Below are 14,745 nucleotides of genomic sequence, written 5' to 3'. Positions count from 1 at the left end.
AGGGAAACCGGCATGGACAGCGGGCCGGAAGGCGCGGATAATTCGCCATGCCCAGCCTTTGCCGCGATTGCCTGACCCCGTTCGAGACCGGACCGCGCTGCCCCGCCTGTCGCAGCCCGCGTGTCCTTGCGCATGCAGAGTTGAGCAGCCTCTCCATCGCCCATATGGATTGTGACGCGTTTTATGCCAGCGTCGAAAAACGTGACAATCCGGCACTTAGAGACGTTCCTGTGATCGTCGGCGGCGGGCAGAGGGGCGTTGTCTCGACCTGCTGCTATCTGGCGCGCATCCATGGTGTGCGCTCGGCCATGCCGATGTTTCAGGCGCTGAAACTTTGCCCGCAGGCGGTGGTGGTGAAGCCGCGGATGCAGGTCTATGTGCAAGTCAGCCGGGCGATCCGGGCGATGATGGAAGAGCTGACGCCCGCCATCGAACCCCTGTCGCTGGATGAAGCGTTTCTTGACCTGACCGGAACCGACCGGTTGCACGGCGCCCCGCCGGCCGTGACGCTGGCGCGGCTGGTCCGGCGGATGGAGACGGAACTGGGCCTGTCCGGCTCCATCGGGCTGTCGCACAACAAGTTTCTGGCGAAAATCGCCTCCGATCTTGATAAGCCTCGGGGGTTTTCGGTGATCGGACGGGCGGAAACGGCGGATTTTCTGCGGCCAAGGCCGGTGCGGATCATCTGGGGCGTGGGGACGGCGACGCAGGGCGCGCTGGAAAAGGCAGGCATCCGCTCGATTGCCGATCTCTTGCGCTGGGACCGCGCCGATCTGGTGGCGCGCTTCGGATCCATGGGGGAACGGCTTTGGCATCTGGCGCGGGGCGAGGATCATCGCCGGGTCAACCGCGATGAAAAGCTGAAATCCATCTCGAAGGAGACGACGTTTTTCGAAGACACGTCCGACCCGGATATTCTTGACGGCCATCTTTGGAGATTGGCAGAGCAAGTGGCAGATCGCGCCAAGGCAAAGGCTCTAAGTGGGCGAACAGTGACGTTGAAGCTGAAGAAGGGCGACTTCCAGTTGCTCTCGCGGCGGCACGCGCTGTCTGATCCGACGCAGCTGACCGACCGCATCTATCGCGCCGCCGTCGAGATGTTCCGGCTCGAGGCGGGGCGCGGGCCGTTCCGGCTGATCGGCGTCGGGATTGCCGATCTGGCGCCGGAAGAACAGGCCGATCTTTCCGGCGATCTGCTGGACCCGGACGCCGCGAAGCGGGCCAAGGCCGAGCGGGCGACCGATGCCATCCGGGCTAGGTTCGGGCATGATGCGATTGTAAAGGGGCGGTCCTTGCGCTGACTATTCGGCGGCCAGCGGTATGTCCTGCCGTCCGATCCCCGACAGGCGCCGCACCACCTGCCCCATGCGCGCGGAAAAGGCGTCGAATTGCGGCAGGGGGGCAATGGCGTCTTCGTCCATGTAAAGCGAGCGGTCGATCTCGACCTGCACGACATGGCGGCCCGCCGAGGGGCGGCCATAGCTTTGCGCGATGAAGGCCCCGGCAAAGGGGGTGTTGCGCGACACGCGAAAGCCTTCGGCCTGAAAGGCGGCCTCAACGGCGGTCATCACCCAGGGCGCCGAGGCCGCGCCAAAGCGATCACCCAGAACCACATCGGGCAGATCAACACCGGGGCGGCTGTGATGTTCCAGCGCCTCGTGGGGCATGGAATGGCAGTCGATCAGGATGGCCTGGCCAAAACGGGAGTGGGTGGCCTCCACCAGATCGCGCAGCGCGCGGTGATAGGGATGCCAGAATCCGGTGATGCGGGTTTCGGCCTCGGCGCGGCTCAGCTTGCCGCGATAGATCGACCGCCCGCCCGAAACCACGCGGGGAATCACCCCAAGCCCCGAGGAGACGCGCGGGTTGTGCGGCGCGCGGCTGATGCCTTCGATCACCGCCGGATCCAGTTCGTCCGGGGCGCGGTTCAGGTCAAGATAGGCGCGCGGCACCTCGGCCACCAGCAGGGCCGCGCCATGAGACGGGGCATCGGCCAGCAGGCGGTCAACGAATGCATCCTCGGACGAGCGGATTTGCCGGGCATCCAGCACGGATTGTGCCAGAAAATCGGGGTGGTAGGCCGCTCCGCTATGGGGAGAGGCGAAGATGACCGGCGTTTCCTGCCGGGCGGGTTGGTGAAGACGAAAAACCCCTGCGGTCATCGGTCAAATCACGCGCCAGTTGCTCACGCTGTTGATATAAGGGCAAAACTGCACGGAAAGGTAGCCCATATCCTGTCGATACCCCCTTGAACGTGCCGGCGACTCTGTTTATAGCCCCCCCATCCGACGCGGTTCCGCCCGCGTCCTTTTCTTTGGGGACGGGTGGAATCAGGCTGGAACGTGGGCGGTTAGCTCAGCGGTAGAGCACTACGTTGACATCGTAGTGGCCACTGGTTCGATCCCAGTACCGCCCACCATTCACCGCCCCCTTGTGGGGCACGTTGTTTTCAATCGGCGCAGACGCGCCGCGTAGAGGAGAAGGCCGATGAAAGTTGCGAACTCGCTCCGCTCGCTGAAGACGCGTCACCGCGATTGCCAGATCGTGCGCCGCAAAGGCCGCGTCTATGTGATCAACAAGACGCAAAAGCGCTACAAGGCCCGTCAGGGCTGAGTGTTGCGCCAGCAAGCATGACAGGGCCGCCGAGGGGAAACCCGGGGCGGCTTTTTCATTTGTCCCGAAAGGTTCGCGCCATGCATCCCAACCCTGCCTTCCGTCAGGTGCCCGCCGAAGACAGTCTGGCCTTTGCTCGAGCGCGCGGCTTTGGCACGCTGTGCGTGAACGGGGAGGCGGCGGGTGAATCGGGGCCGCTTCTGGCGCATGTGCCGTTTCTGGTGACGGAAACCGGCGGGCTGTGTGCTTTGGTGCATCTCGCCCGGTCGAACGCGATTGCCCGTTCTGCCCTGCCCGCGCCGGCGGTGATCGCGGTGACGGGGCCGGAAAGCTATATCTCGCCCGATTGGTACGGGTCGGCCGATCAGGTGCCGACGTGGAACTATGTCGCCGTGCATCTGCGCGGGCGGCTGGAGCCGTTGCCGCTTGAGGCCCTGCGCCCGATGGTCGACGACCTGTCGGCCCTGTTCGAGGCCCGGCTTCTGCCCAAGAAGCCCTGGGTCAGCAGCAAGATGTCGGACGGGGTGATGGAGCGGATGCTGCGGATGATCCTGCCCTACCGGCTGGTCATTGAAGCCGTGGACGGCACCTGGAAGCTGGGCCAGAACAAGACGCCCGACCAGCGCGCCGGCGCGGCGGCGGGGCTGGAAGGCTGGGCCGAGGCCAGCCCGCGGGCCGAACTTGCGGCGCTGATGCGACGGGTCTCTGGCTGACGGGGGGCAAAAACCCAGTTGACCCAAGGCCAGATCGGGCGGGCAAGGAAAAGCACCGCTTTTCCCCGCCCGCAGAAATCCCCGTCCCGCAGGACCGGCTCCACCAGAACAGACGGAGGCCGGCGCCCGCCGGAGGCTTCTGGCCTCCGGCGGAAATGGGGCTGATGTGCTGCTTGGCCTCGGCGGTAGCCTCGGCCATGGCGGTCGGCGCGATCACCCGAACCTCAGGCCCGGTGATAGGGCCCGCCAGACAGGATATTGGCCGCGCGGTAAAGCTGTTCGGCCAGCATGACGCGCACCAGCATATGCGGCCAGACCATCGCGCCGAAGGACATCGGGAAGTCGGCTTTCGCGCGCAAGGATGGATCAATCCCGTCCGCCCCGCCGATGACAAAGGCCACGTCCTGCCGCCCGCCGTCGCGCCAGCGCGCAAGCTGCGCCGCGAACTCGGGGCTGGTCAGCAACTTGCCGCGTTCGTCCAGCGTCACCAGCACCGCACCCGCCGGCACGGCGCGGGCCAGCAAATCGGCCTCAGCCCCCATGCCGGCGTTCTTCTTGTTCTCGACCTCATGCTCGACCAGCGGACCCAGACCAAGGGGCCGCCCGGTGCGGTCGAAACGCTGGACGTAATCGGCGATCAGCTCGCGCTCGGGGCCGGACCGCAGCCGGCCCACGGCGCACAGATGCACCCGCAAGGATCAGGCCCCGCGATGGGCGCTGCCCGGCATCCACATCTTTTCAAGCTGGTAGAAGTCGCGGACCTCGGGGCGGAAGACATGGACGATGACATCGCCCGAATCGATCAGCACCCAGTCGCCGGTTTCCTTGCCTTCCATCTTGACCACGATGCGGAAGGCGTCCTTCAGCCGCTCGGCCAGCTTTTCCGAAATCGCCGCCACCTGACGCGAGGACCGGCCCGAGCAGATCACCATGTAATCGGCCACGTCGGACCGGCCGCGCAGGTCGATCTGCACGATGTCCTCGGCCTTGTCGTCGTCCACTGACGCCAGCACAGCGGCCAGAATCTGTTCGGAAGTGTAGTCCGGGGCAGCCATGCGGTCTGCGCGCGGTCCGACCGGCAATCCGGTCGACGGGTCAGAATGTGACAGGACCATGGTCCTCCATGCGGCGTGCCTGACATCCCCGGCACCGGGCCATGCCCCAGAGTAACACCGGGAATCGGGTTTCTCAACGGCGGCAAGTGCGCGCGGATACAGGCTGCCGGGTGAAACTGCAAGCCATGCGCTCTCGTCATGCCGCCTTTGCGGCGCTGGGCCTTCACATGGATGCCGCGGTGCAGCATCTCTGGGGGCGAGGGAGAGCATCAGGAGACACGCACATGACCTTCCTTCGCACCTTCTTTCCGCGCCGCCAGTCCCGCCGCGAGGCCGAACTTGCCTATCTGGCGCAATCCGTCAGCCTTTACGACCTCGAGCGCCGCGAGCGCGAAGTCGATCTGGGCAAGTTCGCAGGCTACTGACACCCAGCATAGCGATTGATCGGCCGGGGATTCGGGCGTATAGAACGCCCCCATGACCCGCTTTTTCGACATGGCCGATCACGAACGCCTGCCTTGGCGTTTCACCGCATTGGATCGGTCTGTTCTGGCACGACTTCGGTAAACCGGCGCCGACGCGCCCGCTTTGCCCGTTCTCCATCACAGCCAACTCCAAAAAGGATGAGCCATGGCTCCGCGTACACTCTATGACAAGATCTGGGACGATCACGTCGTCCATCAGGCCGAAGATGGCACCTGCCTGCTCTACATCGACCGCCATCTGGTGCACGAAGTCACCAGCCCGCAGGCCTTTGAAGGGTTGCGGATGACCGGCCGCAAGGTGCGCGCGCCAGAAAAGACCATCGCGGTGCCGGATCACAACGTGCCCACCACGCTGGACCGCGCCAATGCCTCGACCATGACCGAGGACAGCCGGATTCAGGTCGCGGCGCTCGACAAGAACGCCAAGGATTTCGGCATCAACTATTACCCGGTCTCCGATGTGCGGCAGGGCATCGTGCATATCGTCGGCCCCGAACAGGGCTGGACCCTGCCGGGCATGACCGTGGTTTGCGGCGACAGCCACACCGCGACGCATGGCGCGTTCGGCGCGCTGGCGCATGGCATCGGCACCTCGGAAGTGGAGCATGTGCTGGCCACCCAGACGCTGATCCAGCGCAAGGGCAAGAACATGAAGGTGGAAATCACCGGCAGCCTGCGCCCCGGCGTCACCGCCAAGGACATCACGCTGTCGGTGATCGGCGAAACCGGCACGGCGGGCGGCACCGGCTATGTCATCGAATATTGCGGTCAGGCGATCCGCGAGCTGTCGATGGAAGGCCGGATGACGGTCTGCAACATGGCGATCGAAGGCGGCGCTCGCGCCGGCCTGATTGCGCCGGATGAAAAGACCTTCGCCTATTGCATGGGCCGCCCGCATGCCCCGAAAGGCGCAAAGTGGGAGGCCGCGCTGGCCTATTGGAAGACCTTGTTTACCGATGAAGGCGCGCATTTCGACAAGGTGGTGACGATCAAGGGCGAAGATATCGCCCCGGTCGTGACCTGGGGTACCAGCCCCGAGGACGTGCTGCCGATCACCGGTGTCGTGCCGGCGCCTTCGGATTTCACCGGCGGCAAGGTCGAGGCTGCGGCCCGCTCGATCGACTACATGGGCCTGACGGCCGGTCAGAAGCTGACCGACATCCAGATCGACACCGTGTTCATCGGCTCGTGCACCAATGGCCGGATCGAGGACCTGCGTGCGGCTGCGGCCGTGCTGAAGGGCAAGAAGATCAAGGCCGGGCTGCGCGCCATGGTGGTGCCGGGTTCCGGTCTGGTCCGCGCGCAGGCCGAGGAAGAAGGTCTGGCGCAGATCTTCATCGACGCCGGGTTTGAATGGCGTCTGGCCGGCTGCTCGATGTGCCTTGCGATGAACCCCGACCAGCTGGCGCCGGGCGAACGCTGCGCCTCCACCTCGAACCGCAACTTTGAGGGGCGTCAGGGCTACAAGGGCCGCACCCATCTGATGAGCCCGGCCATGGCCGCCGCCGCCGCGATCACCGGTCATCTGACCGACGTGCGCGAGATGATGGGCGAAAAGGTGTAAGGAACCGAAACATGGAAAAATTCACCACCCTGACCGGCATTGCCGCGCCGATGCCGCTGGTCAACATCGACACCGACATGATCATCCCCAAGCAGTTCCTGAAGACCATTCAGCGCTCGGGCCTGGGCAAGAACCTGTTCGATGAGATGCGCTTTGACCGCGACGGCAACGAAGTGGCCGATTTCGTGCTGAACCAGCCGGCCTATCGCAAGGCGGAAATCCTTGTGGCGGGCGACAATTTCGGCTGCGGTTCGTCGCGAGAGCATGCGCCCTGGGCGCTTCTGGATTTCGGCATCCGCTGCGTGATCTCCACCAGCTTTGCCGACATCTTCTTCAACAACTGCTTCAAGAACGGCATCCTGCCGATCGTGCTGCCGCAGGATCAGGTGGATGTGCTGATGGCCGATGCCCGCAAGGGCGCCAATGCGCGGATCACGGTTGATCTGGACGCCCAGACCGTCACCACCTCGGACGGGCTGTCCTTCGGATTTGCCGTGGACCCGCACCGCAAGCACTGCCTGATGAACGGTCTGGACGATATCGGCCTGACGCTTGAGAAGGCCGCCGCAATTGACAGCTTCGAGGCCAAGAACGCCGCCCTGCGTCCTTGGGCTTGATAAGCCAATAACCACAATATCTTGCGCCGCCCGATTGGAAACAATCAGGGCGGCCTTTTTTCGACCGCAAGTTTGATGCATTCCGGCGACACCCCGACCGCGAAATCGCCAAACTGTGGGCGCAAGATGAATCATCCGATTGCGGGATTCGTCGAAAGAAGGCACAAATTGGGCAAGATTGAGGCAATCCGCCACAAAGTGCGGGGCAATTCCGGGACAAGGGGCTGGCACAGTACCAGCCTCGATCGGGTTGAGGATGGCAAGGCAGTGGTATCGCAACTGACAAGTGCGCTCATGCGTGCAGTCTTGGTAATGGTTGTGGTGGCAACACCCTCCATGCTGCTTCTGGACGTGACCTCTGACACCAAGCAGATGGTGGCGCTTGTGGCGCTGTTCCTGGGCCTGCTGACCTTTGTCGAATACAACTCCACCTACCCGAGCCTTGTCGAATTCCGCGATGCGCCGCCGTTCAACCGCATCCGTTTCCTGATGCTGTTTGCCATCGTGTTCTTCCTGTCGACCATCGAACGCGGCAAGGTTGCGCCGACCTCCTTTACCGAATTCACCAGCGCCGTGGGCATGGTGGTCGGCGCCTCGATGGATTTCGCCTATAGCCCGGTGCGTCTGGCCACGCTGATGATGTCCGATGGGGCATCGGCACAAGAGATTGCCGAAGTGCGCACTGCTGCGGGGATGGCCTATCTGATCTCGCTGGTGTCGCTGTCGGTCTTTGTCGTTGCGCTGAAGTCGGGCAACTGGCCGTCGCGGGGCCGGACCTTCAATGTCTGGGTCAACCTGCCGACGTTTGATCCGACAGCAGGCGGCGATGTCGTGGTGCGCCTGCAACGCGATGCGCGCATCAACATTGCCCTTGGGTTCCTGTTGCCCTTCCTGACCCCCGCCGTGGTGATGATCTCCTCCACCAGCTTTGAGCCGCTGTCCGCGGCAAATTCGCAAACCCTGATCTGGACGATGACGGCATGGGCCTTTCTACCTGCAAGCTTGTTCATGCGCGGCATTGCCATGGGACGGGTCGCCGACATGATTCAGGAACGCCGCAATGCCAACCGCGCGCTGCAGGGCGCGCGCGACGGGCTTGCCGCGGCCTGATTGCCGCTTTCGCCGCGGGCCTCTGGGCGCTGGGCGCGTCGGCCGAAACGCTGCGGATTGCCACCTACAATGCCGATCTTTCCGCCCCCGGTCCGGGGCTTTTGCTGTTTGACCTGCGCAAGAAGGAGCTTCCTGCGCAGCGCGCTGCCGTGGTCGAGGCGATCACCGCGCTGGATGCGGATGTGCTGCTGCTGACCGGCATCGACTTCGATCTGGGCGGAGAGGCCTTGGGCGCGCTGGCGGACAGGCTTGAGGCGGCGGGGCTTTCCTATCCGCACCGCATCGCCCTGCGTCCGAATACCGGGGTGCCGACCGGCCGCGACCTGGACGGCAACGGCCAGTTGGGCGAGGCCCGCGATGCGCAGGGGTGGGGCCGCTTTCCGGGTGAAGGCGGGATGGCGGTTCTGTCCCGTCTGCCTCTGGGCGCGGATGGGCGGGATTTCTCGACCTATCTCTGGGCCGATCTGCAGGGCAATCTGATGCCCGACACCGACCCGGCCCGCGACGTCCAGCGGTTGCACACCACCGGCGCGCATGAGGTGCCGGTGCTTTTGCCCGATGGCCGGACCCTGCGGCTTCTGGCCTTTTACGCCTCCCCGCCCGCATTCGACGGGCCAGAGGATCGCAATGGCCGCCGCAACCATGACGAGGCGGCCTTCTGGCTGCGGCTTCTGGCGGGCGATCTGCCGCTTGCCCCGCCCGAGCCGCCGTTCGTGATTCTGGGACAAACCAGTCTTGACCCGGAAGATGGCGGTGGCAGGCCAGAGGCCCTGCGCGCGCTTCTTTCCCATCCAGCCCTGCAGGACCCGGCACCACGCGGCCAGTCTGGTCGGGAAGATCCGGGGCAACAGGGCGATCCGGCGCTGGATACCGCGCTTTATGACGATCTCGGCGGCCTGCGGGTGGAGGTGATCCTGCCCTCGGCCGATCTGCCGGTGGCGGCAGCGGGGGTGCTGGGGCCGCCAGAAGAGGACGAGATGGCAAGGACGCTTGCCACCGCCTCCCGGCACCGCCCGGTCTGGGTCGATCTGCGCCTGCCCTGAGGCCCCGCTGCGCCCTTGCCTGCTTGACCCCGCGCGCCCCTTTGGCTAGGCCAACCGCGACCCATTTCAGCAGGAGCGCCCGATGGCCAACCCCTCCCTTCTTATCCTCGCCGGCGACGGCATCGGCCCCGAAGTCATGGCCGAAGTGAAAAAGATCATCGGCTGGATGGGGGCCAAACGCGGCGTCCAGTTCGACGTCAGTGAAGACCTCGTCGGTGGTTGCGCCTATGACAAGCACGGCACACCCTTGCACGACGACACCATGGCACGCGCGCAGCAAGTCGACGCGGTTCTCTTGGGCGCCGTGGGCGGGCCGAAATACGACGTGCTGGATTTCTCGGTGAAGCCCGAGCGCGGCCTTCTGCGCCTGCGCAAGGAGATGGACCTGTTTTCCAACCTGCGCCCGGCCCAGTGCTTTGACGCGCTGGCCGATTTCTCGTCGCTGAAAAAGGACGTGGTCGCGGGGCTGGACATCGTGATCGTGCGCGAGCTGACCTCGGGCGTCTATTTCGGCGAGCCGCGCGGCATCTTCAAGGAAGGCAATGAGCGCGTCGGCATCAACACCCAGCGCTATACCGAATCCGAGATTGCCCGCGTGGCGCGGTCGGCGTTCGAGCTGGCCCGCAAGCGGGGCAACAAGGTCTGCTCGATGGAGAAGGCCAATGTGATGGAATCGGGCATCCTGTGGCGCGAAGTGGTGCAGGAAGTGCATGACCGGGAATACCCGGATGTCGCCCTGACCCACATGTATGCCGACAACGGCGCGATGCAACTCTGTCGCTGGCCCAAGCAGTTCGATGTGATCGTCACCGACAACCTCTTTGGCGACGTGCTGTCGGACATGGCGGCGATGCTGACCGGCTCGCTCGGCATGCTGCCCTCGGCCTCGCTTGGCAGCCCGATGGCCAATGGCCGCCCGAAGGCGCTGTATGAGCCGGTCCACGGTTCGGCCCCGGACATTGCCGGTCAGGGCAAGGCCAACCCGATCGCCTGCATCCTGTCCTTCGCCATGGCGCTGCGCTATTCGTTCAGCATGGGCGACGAGGCGACCCGCGTCGAGAAGGCGGTGGAAAAGGTGCTGGCCGACGGCGTGCGCACCGCCGACCTGATGGGTCCCGAAGGCGGCACCCCGGTGTCGACCTCGGCGATGGGCGATGCGATCATCGCCGCGCTGGACGCCAGCCTGTAAGATCTTCGGCCCCCGTTGCGGGGGCCGTTTCCCGCTCAAGGGCAACGCCTCGGTCCCTGCCCGTCGGCGCGGCGCCGCTTTCGCTCTGGCCAACATCATTGCGGCGGGGCTGTTAATTCTTGCCGACTTGCCCAAAACCGCCGCCACCCCGGCTTGAGCCTTGCGCGCCTTTCTGCGACAAGCCGCCAGCGCAACACGGCCTGCTGCGCGGATAGGGCGAACTCATGGGACCGAACCTGAAAGGCGCGCTGCTGGCGCTTGCCGCCTTTGGCATCTACGCCACGCATGACGTTGCGATCAAAGTGCTGGGCTCGGAGTATTCGGCCTTCCAGATCCTGTTCTTCTCGGGGTTGCTGGGCTTTCCTCTAGTCACGATCATGCTGCTGTCGGACCGTACCGACGGCAACCTGATCGCCCGCCATCCCTGGTGGTCGGTGACGCGGGCGCTGACCACAGTGACGACCGGGGCGGCGGCCTTCTATGCCTTCTCGGTGCTGCCGCTGGCGCAGACCTATGCCATCTTCTTCGCCATGCCCTTGCTCATCACGCTGCTGTCGATCCCCATGTTGGGCGAACATGTCGGCATCCGGCGCGGAATGGCGGTTCTGGTGGGCCTGATCGGCGTGATGATCGTGCTGCGCCCCGGTCAGGCCGAGTTGCAATTCGGCCACCTGATCGGGCTTTGCGCGGCCTTCAGCGGCGCGCTGAACTCTGTCATCGTGCGCAAGATCGGTACGGCGGAGCGGTCGGCCGTGCTGATGCTTTATCCGATGATTGCCACCTTCTTCCTCACCGGGGCGACGATGCCCTTCGTCTATCGTCCGATGGAGATGGAGCATCTGGCGCTGATGGGGGTGATTGCCGGTCTTGGCTTTGTTGCCGCCATGCTGACCATCGCCGCCTATCGCACCGCGCCCGCGGTGATCGTGGCGCCGATGCAGTATTCGCAGATCCTCTGGGCCGCGGTCTATGGCACGGTGTTCTTCGAAGAAAGCATCGACATGTGGACCATGGTCGGCACCGCGGTCATCATCGCCTCGGGGGTCTACATCGTATTGCGTGAAGGCACGCCCACGGTGTCGAAGAACAGCCCCGTCCTGTCGAACAAATCCCGCGCCGAGACCGGGTTGATGCCGCGCATCGGCCTGCTGTTGCGCCGCGGCTCAGATTGACTGGAATTCCCGCCGGGAATCCCCTTGCCATTCCCGCCAGAAGCGTTTAACCCGCCCTCCACGGTCGGAGCGTAGCGCAGTCTGGTAGCGCACCTGCTTCGGGAGCAGGGGGTCGGAGGTTCGAATCCTCTCGCTCCGACCAAATTTTCCTTTCACTTGCTTCCATTTCACAGCGGCTTTGCCGGCCCGGCCAAGGGCATGGCCTGCGCATAGTTTTCCTGCATGAAGCGGATGAAGTTGTCGCGGAATTGCCGGGTATGGGCATGGGCCAGCGCATCGGCGCGCTCGACGTCGCGGGCGCGGATGGCTTCCAGCATGGCAACATGGTCGTCGGTCAGAAGATGGCCGTCATGGGTGCGTTCGAGATAGTCGAAATGCAGGTGCAACATGCGCCGGCCCTGATCGAGAAGGCGCTCGTAGAACCCCGCGAGATAGGGGTTCCGGCCTGCCTCGGCGATGGTCATGTGGAAGCGTTTGTTCGCCTCCGACATTTCCAGATGATTGCCGCGGCGCGCGGCTTCGACAAAGACCTTCTGTGCTTCGGCGATGCGGACCAGATCGGCGTCGGTTCGCAGATCCGCCGCCAGCCTTGTGTTCATGCGCTGGGCAATGTCGAGCGCCTCGACGTATTTCGGAAAGCTCTGCACATCGATCGGCGCAACAATGGTGGAGCGGTTGGCCAGCGTCACCACCATGCCTTCCCCCGCCAGCCGGATGAACGCCTCGCGCACGGGAGAGCGCGACATGCCGAATCGCTCGGCGAAGGTTGTCTCGTCAAGAAGCTGGCCCGGGGCCAGCGCCAGCGACAGGATCTCGTCGCGCAGTGTCTCGTAGGCAAAGCGCGCGCCCGTGCCCTTGGTGCGTTTCACGTCGCTTTCAACGTCCATCGTTCCGATCCCCTTGCTTTGAGCCATGGTTAGCCTTTGCGGTGCAGCGTGTCGACACGGAACATTCTTCCCATTGACTTGTCGGCACGGTGTCGGCAAGATGGGCGACAAGTCTACTGCCGCCCGGACACCTCGTTTTGCGCGGCCCGATCCGAAAGGTCTTCCCATGCTGAAACTGCAAGGCGTGATGCCCGCGCTGGTCACCCCCTATGACGCCGGGGGCGAGATCGACTTTGTGGCATTCGAGGCGCATCTGACCGCGCTCCGGGCTGCGGGCGTGTCGGGCTGGGTGCCTTGCGGGTCTTCGGGCGAATACAATCTGATGTCGAATGCCGAGCGCGATTCGGTCCTGCAATTCGTCAAGGATTTCGCCAAGCCCGGTGAAACCCTGATCGCCGGCACCAATGCGCCGTCAACCGCCGGGGTCATTGCCAATACCAAGCGCGCCAAGGCGATGGGCTATGACGCGGTGCTGCTGGCCGTGCCGTTCTACACCAAGCCGACGCAGGCCGAGATCATCCGCCACTTCAACGCGGTGATCGATGCCACCGACATGAACATCGTGCTGTATTCCTATCCCGGCAAGGACGGGGTGGAGATCGAGTATGAGTCGCTGGACGCGCTGGCCGACAATCCGCGCGTGATCGGCATCAAGGAATCCTCGGGCGTGATGCAGCGCGCCATCGGCATCTCCACCCGCTATGCCGGGCGCATCCAGCTGGTGTCGGGGTCCGACGACATCGCCTGGGATTTCATGCATTGGGGCGCTGACAGCTGGATCTGCGGTCCGGCGAACTGCATGGCCAAGCCGGTCTGCGAGATGGATACGGCCTTCCGGGCAGGCAACCACGCCCGCGCCAAGGAGATCATGCAGGCGGTCTGGCCGGCGATGAACGTGCTGGAATCCGGCAAGTTCGTGCAAAAGCTGAAATACGGTTGCGAGTTGCAGGGCAATCCGGTGGGCGAATGCCGCATGCCCTTCGGCCCGCTGACCGAGGCCGAGAAGGCGGAGTTTGCCGCCGCCATGCAGCCGATCCTGAACTGGAAATAAGCCCATGGTCACGGTCGTCGTGGGCGCAGGCATCATCGGCACGGCGATTGCCCATGACCTGCAAAAGCGCGGGCGTCAGGTGGTGCTGATCGACCGGGACAGCCCCGGCATGGGCGCCTCGTTCGGCAACATGGCGTCGATTGCCGTGACCGAATTCATGCCCGCCTCGCGCCCGCAAGTCTGGAAGCAGATGCCCGGCTGGATGCTGGATCCTGAAGGCCCGGTGCGGGTGCGGCCCGGCTATGTGCCGAAACTGATGCCGTGGTTCCTGCGCTTCATCGCCGCCTCGCGCCCTTCGAAGCTGCGCGCGCTGGAAGCGCAGGGCGCGGTGCTTTGCGCCCGGGCGCTGGACGACACGCTGGCGCTGCTGGCCGAAACCGGCTTGTCGGACCAGATCAGCACCGAAGGCTGCCTCTCGCTTTACACCGACGAGGCCGAATTCCGCGCTGACCGCGATCACATTGAAATCCTCGAACGCTTCGGCTTTGCCCATCAACGGCTGACCGGCGATCAAGCGCGAGAGCTGGAGCCGGAGCTGGCCAAGACCATCGGCCTTGCCGTGCTGTTCCCGCAGAACCGCTCGATGAAAGACCCCTACAAGCTGGTCCTGGCCTTGGCCGAACGCTTCACCGCCCAGGGGGGGCGGATCGAGCGCGGCGAGGTCGTGGGCTTTGCCCGCGGCGAGACCATCCGCGAGGTGGTGCTGAAGGACGGCCGCCGTCTGTCCGCTGATGAGGTGGTGATCGCCGCCGGGGCCTTCTCGCACCGGCTGTCGAAGCTGTTGGGCGAACCGATCCCGCTGGAGACCGAGCGCGGCTATCATACGCAGATCATGGCGCCGGGTATTTCGATGCGTCATTCGATCATCTGGCCTGCACGGGTTTTCATGGTGACACCGACCGCGGGCGGCATCCGCGTCGGCGGCACGGTGGAGATGGCGGGGCTGGAGGCCGCGCCGGATTATCGCCGCGCCAAGGTGACGGTGAAGCGGGCGATGACTGCGCTGCCGAACCTTCGCCGGGAGACCACCAGCGAATGGATGGGACACCGCCCGGCGCTGCCGGATACGGTGCCGATCCTCTCGGCCAGCGCCCGGACGCGCGGGGTTTACTATGCCACCGGACACGGACACCTTGGTCTGACCTATGCCGCCACCACAGCGCGGCTGATGGGCGAGCTTATCACCGGGGCCAAGCCCTCGGTCGATCTGCATCCCTATCGGGTCAACCGGTTCTAAGGAGCAAGA

16 protein-coding genes and 2 tRNA genes are annotated in these 14,745 nt (G+C 64.6%); 14 read left to right on the top strand and 4 right to left on the bottom strand.

Annotated elements, in window-relative coordinates; genetic code table 11:
• The first annotated feature begins 47 nt into the window (after positions 1–47).
• Positions 48–1,301 carry a DNA polymerase IV gene (locus tag G4Z14_RS07915; protein ID WP_164624456.1) on the top strand — a complete coding sequence of 418 codons (1,254 nt, stop codon included), beginning with the start codon at positions 48–50 and terminating at the stop codon, positions 1,299–1,301.
• On the opposite strand, the gene G4Z14_RS07910 is transcribed toward G4Z14_RS07915, so the two are convergent.
• Entirely contained in the window at positions 1,302–2,162 is an 861-nt protein-coding gene (locus tag G4Z14_RS07910; RefSeq protein WP_164624454.1) for an N-formylglutamate amidohydrolase, read from the bottom strand.
• A gap of 182 nt (positions 2,163–2,344) precedes the next feature.
• Between G4Z14_RS07910 and G4Z14_RS07905 the strand changes: the two genes are divergently transcribed.
• The 3 genes from G4Z14_RS07905 (at position 2,345) to G4Z14_RS07895 (ending at position 3,326) form a co-directional block, all read left to right on the top strand.
• Positions 2,345–2,419 (top strand) — tRNA-Val (locus tag G4Z14_RS07905).
• 68 nt (positions 2,420–2,487) lie between these two features.
• Positions 2,488–2,613 (top strand): type B 50S ribosomal protein L36, encoded by a 126-nt coding sequence (gene ykgO / locus G4Z14_RS07900; protein ID WP_100196728.1) that lies wholly within the window; start codon positions 2,488–2,490, stop codon positions 2,611–2,613.
• Positions 2,614–2,693: 80 nt separating this feature from the next.
• On the top strand, positions 2,694–3,326 hold the full coding sequence (locus G4Z14_RS07895; protein ID WP_164624452.1) for an FMN-binding negative transcriptional regulator: 633 nt from the start codon (positions 2,694–2,696) through the stop codon (positions 3,324–3,326).
• A gap of 224 nt (positions 3,327–3,550) precedes the next feature.
• Here the strand turns inward: G4Z14_RS07895 and rlmH are convergent, their stop codons facing one another.
• Together rlmH and rsfS are read right to left on the bottom strand one after the other, a co-directional pair.
• The gene (gene rlmH, locus G4Z14_RS07890; RefSeq protein WP_164624450.1) at positions 3,551–4,021 is read right to left on the bottom strand and encodes a 23S rRNA (pseudouridine(1915)-N(3))-methyltransferase RlmH; all 471 of its coding nucleotides are present in this window, start codon (positions 4,019–4,021) and stop codon (positions 3,551–3,553) included.
• 3 nt (positions 4,022–4,024) lie between these two features.
• Positions 4,025–4,339, bottom strand: a complete 315-nt coding sequence (gene rsfS, locus G4Z14_RS07885) for a ribosome silencing factor (RefSeq protein WP_407703818.1) — start codon at positions 4,337–4,339, stop codon at positions 4,025–4,027.
• Between the two features lie 326 nt (positions 4,340–4,665).
• On the opposite strand from rsfS, the gene G4Z14_RS07880 reads away from it, so the two are divergent.
• From G4Z14_RS07880 to G4Z14_RS07845, 8 genes are all read left to right on the top strand, one after another.
• Entirely contained in the window at positions 4,666–4,806 is a 141-nt protein-coding gene (locus G4Z14_RS07880) for a DUF3563 family protein (RefSeq protein ID WP_164624446.1), read from the top strand.
• Between the two features lie 205 nt (positions 4,807–5,011).
• Positions 5,012–6,430 carry a 3-isopropylmalate dehydratase large subunit gene (gene leuC / locus G4Z14_RS07875; protein WP_164624444.1) on the top strand — a complete coding sequence of 473 codons (1,419 nt, stop codon included), beginning with the start codon at positions 5,012–5,014 and terminating at the stop codon, positions 6,428–6,430.
• An 11-nt stretch (positions 6,431–6,441) separates the two neighbouring features.
• Positions 6,442–7,047: a 3-isopropylmalate dehydratase small subunit gene (gene leuD / locus G4Z14_RS07870; RefSeq protein ID WP_164624442.1), complete on the top strand. Its 606-nt coding sequence runs from the start codon at positions 6,442–6,444 to the stop codon at positions 7,045–7,047.
• Positions 7,048–7,341: 294 nt separating this feature from the next.
• Positions 7,342–8,157: a hypothetical protein gene (locus G4Z14_RS07865; protein WP_227751592.1), complete on the top strand. Its 816-nt coding sequence runs from the start codon at positions 7,342–7,344 to the stop codon at positions 8,155–8,157.
• Positions 8,158–8,207: 50 nt separating this feature from the next.
• The gene (locus G4Z14_RS07860) at positions 8,208–9,200 is read left to right on the top strand and encodes an endonuclease/exonuclease/phosphatase family protein (RefSeq protein ID WP_407703817.1); all 993 of its coding nucleotides are present in this window, start codon (positions 8,208–8,210) and stop codon (positions 9,198–9,200) included.
• An 82-nt stretch (positions 9,201–9,282) separates the two neighbouring features.
• Complete coding sequence (gene leuB / locus G4Z14_RS07855; protein WP_164624438.1) at positions 9,283–10,389, top strand: 3-isopropylmalate dehydrogenase; 1,107 nt, start codon at positions 9,283–9,285, stop codon at positions 10,387–10,389.
• Positions 10,390–10,613: 224 nt separating this feature from the next.
• A complete protein-coding gene (locus G4Z14_RS07850; RefSeq protein WP_164624436.1) occupies positions 10,614–11,561 on the top strand; it encodes a DMT family transporter in 948 nt (315 codons plus the stop codon).
• 65 nt (positions 11,562–11,626) lie between these two features.
• Positions 11,627–11,703 (top strand) — tRNA-Pro (locus G4Z14_RS07845).
• 25 nt (positions 11,704–11,728) lie between these two features.
• On the opposite strand, the gene G4Z14_RS07840 is transcribed toward G4Z14_RS07845, so the two are convergent.
• Positions 11,729–12,448 carry a GntR family transcriptional regulator gene (locus G4Z14_RS07840; protein WP_164624432.1) on the bottom strand — a complete coding sequence of 240 codons (720 nt, stop codon included), beginning with the start codon at positions 12,446–12,448 and terminating at the stop codon, positions 11,729–11,731.
• A 166-nt stretch (positions 12,449–12,614) separates the two neighbouring features.
• Between G4Z14_RS07840 and G4Z14_RS07835 the strand changes: the two genes are divergently transcribed.
• A complete protein-coding gene (locus G4Z14_RS07835) occupies positions 12,615–13,499 on the top strand; it encodes a dihydrodipicolinate synthase family protein (protein ID WP_227751590.1) in 885 nt (294 codons plus the stop codon).
• 4 nt (positions 13,500–13,503) lie between these two features.
• Entirely contained in the window at positions 13,504–14,736 is a 1,233-nt protein-coding gene (locus tag G4Z14_RS07830; RefSeq protein ID WP_164624430.1) for an NAD(P)/FAD-dependent oxidoreductase, read from the top strand.
• Positions 14,737–14,745: the final 9 nt, after the last annotated feature.

Source organism: Tabrizicola oligotrophica (assembly GCF_011008935.1).
Classification (GTDB): domain Bacteria; phylum Pseudomonadota; class Alphaproteobacteria; order Rhodobacterales; family Rhodobacteraceae; genus Tabrizicola_A; species Tabrizicola_A oligotrophica.
The sequence above is the reverse complement of the archived record's forward strand: the minus strand, read 5'-3'. Positions and strand labels throughout refer to the sequence as shown.

Coding starts and splice junctions, on each gene's coding strand:
- G4Z14_RS07895 (WP_164624452.1), top strand. CDS start 2,694: ATGCATCCCAACCCTGCCTTCCGTCAGGTGCCCGCCGAAGACAGTCTG.
- leuB (WP_164624438.1), top strand. CDS start 9,283: ATGGCCAACCCCTCCCTTCTTATCCTCGCCGGCGACGGCATCGGCCCC.
- G4Z14_RS07835 (WP_227751590.1), top strand. CDS start 12,615: ATGCTGAAACTGCAAGGCGTGATGCCCGCGCTGGTCACCCCCTATGAC.
- G4Z14_RS07865 (WP_227751592.1), top strand. CDS start 7,342: ATGCGTGCAGTCTTGGTAATGGTTGTGGTGGCAACACCCTCCATGCTG.
- G4Z14_RS07840 (WP_164624432.1), bottom strand. CDS start 12,448: ATGGACGTTGAAAGCGACGTGAAACGCACCAAGGGCACGGGCGCGCGC.
- G4Z14_RS07830 (WP_164624430.1), top strand. CDS start 13,504: ATGGTCACGGTCGTCGTGGGCGCAGGCATCATCGGCACGGCGATTGCC.
- G4Z14_RS07915 (WP_164624456.1), top strand. CDS start 48: ATGCCCAGCCTTTGCCGCGATTGCCTGACCCCGTTCGAGACCGGACCG.
- ykgO (WP_100196728.1), top strand. CDS start 2,488: ATGAAAGTTGCGAACTCGCTCCGCTCGCTGAAGACGCGTCACCGCGAT.
- leuC (WP_164624444.1), top strand. CDS start 5,012: ATGGCTCCGCGTACACTCTATGACAAGATCTGGGACGATCACGTCGTC.
- leuD (WP_164624442.1), top strand. CDS start 6,442: ATGGAAAAATTCACCACCCTGACCGGCATTGCCGCGCCGATGCCGCTG.
- G4Z14_RS07880 (WP_164624446.1), top strand. CDS start 4,666: ATGACCTTCCTTCGCACCTTCTTTCCGCGCCGCCAGTCCCGCCGCGAG.
- G4Z14_RS07910 (WP_164624454.1), bottom strand. CDS start 2,162: ATGACCGCAGGGGTTTTTCGTCTTCACCAACCCGCCCGGCAGGAAACG.
- G4Z14_RS07850 (WP_164624436.1), top strand. CDS start 10,614: ATGGGACCGAACCTGAAAGGCGCGCTGCTGGCGCTTGCCGCCTTTGGC.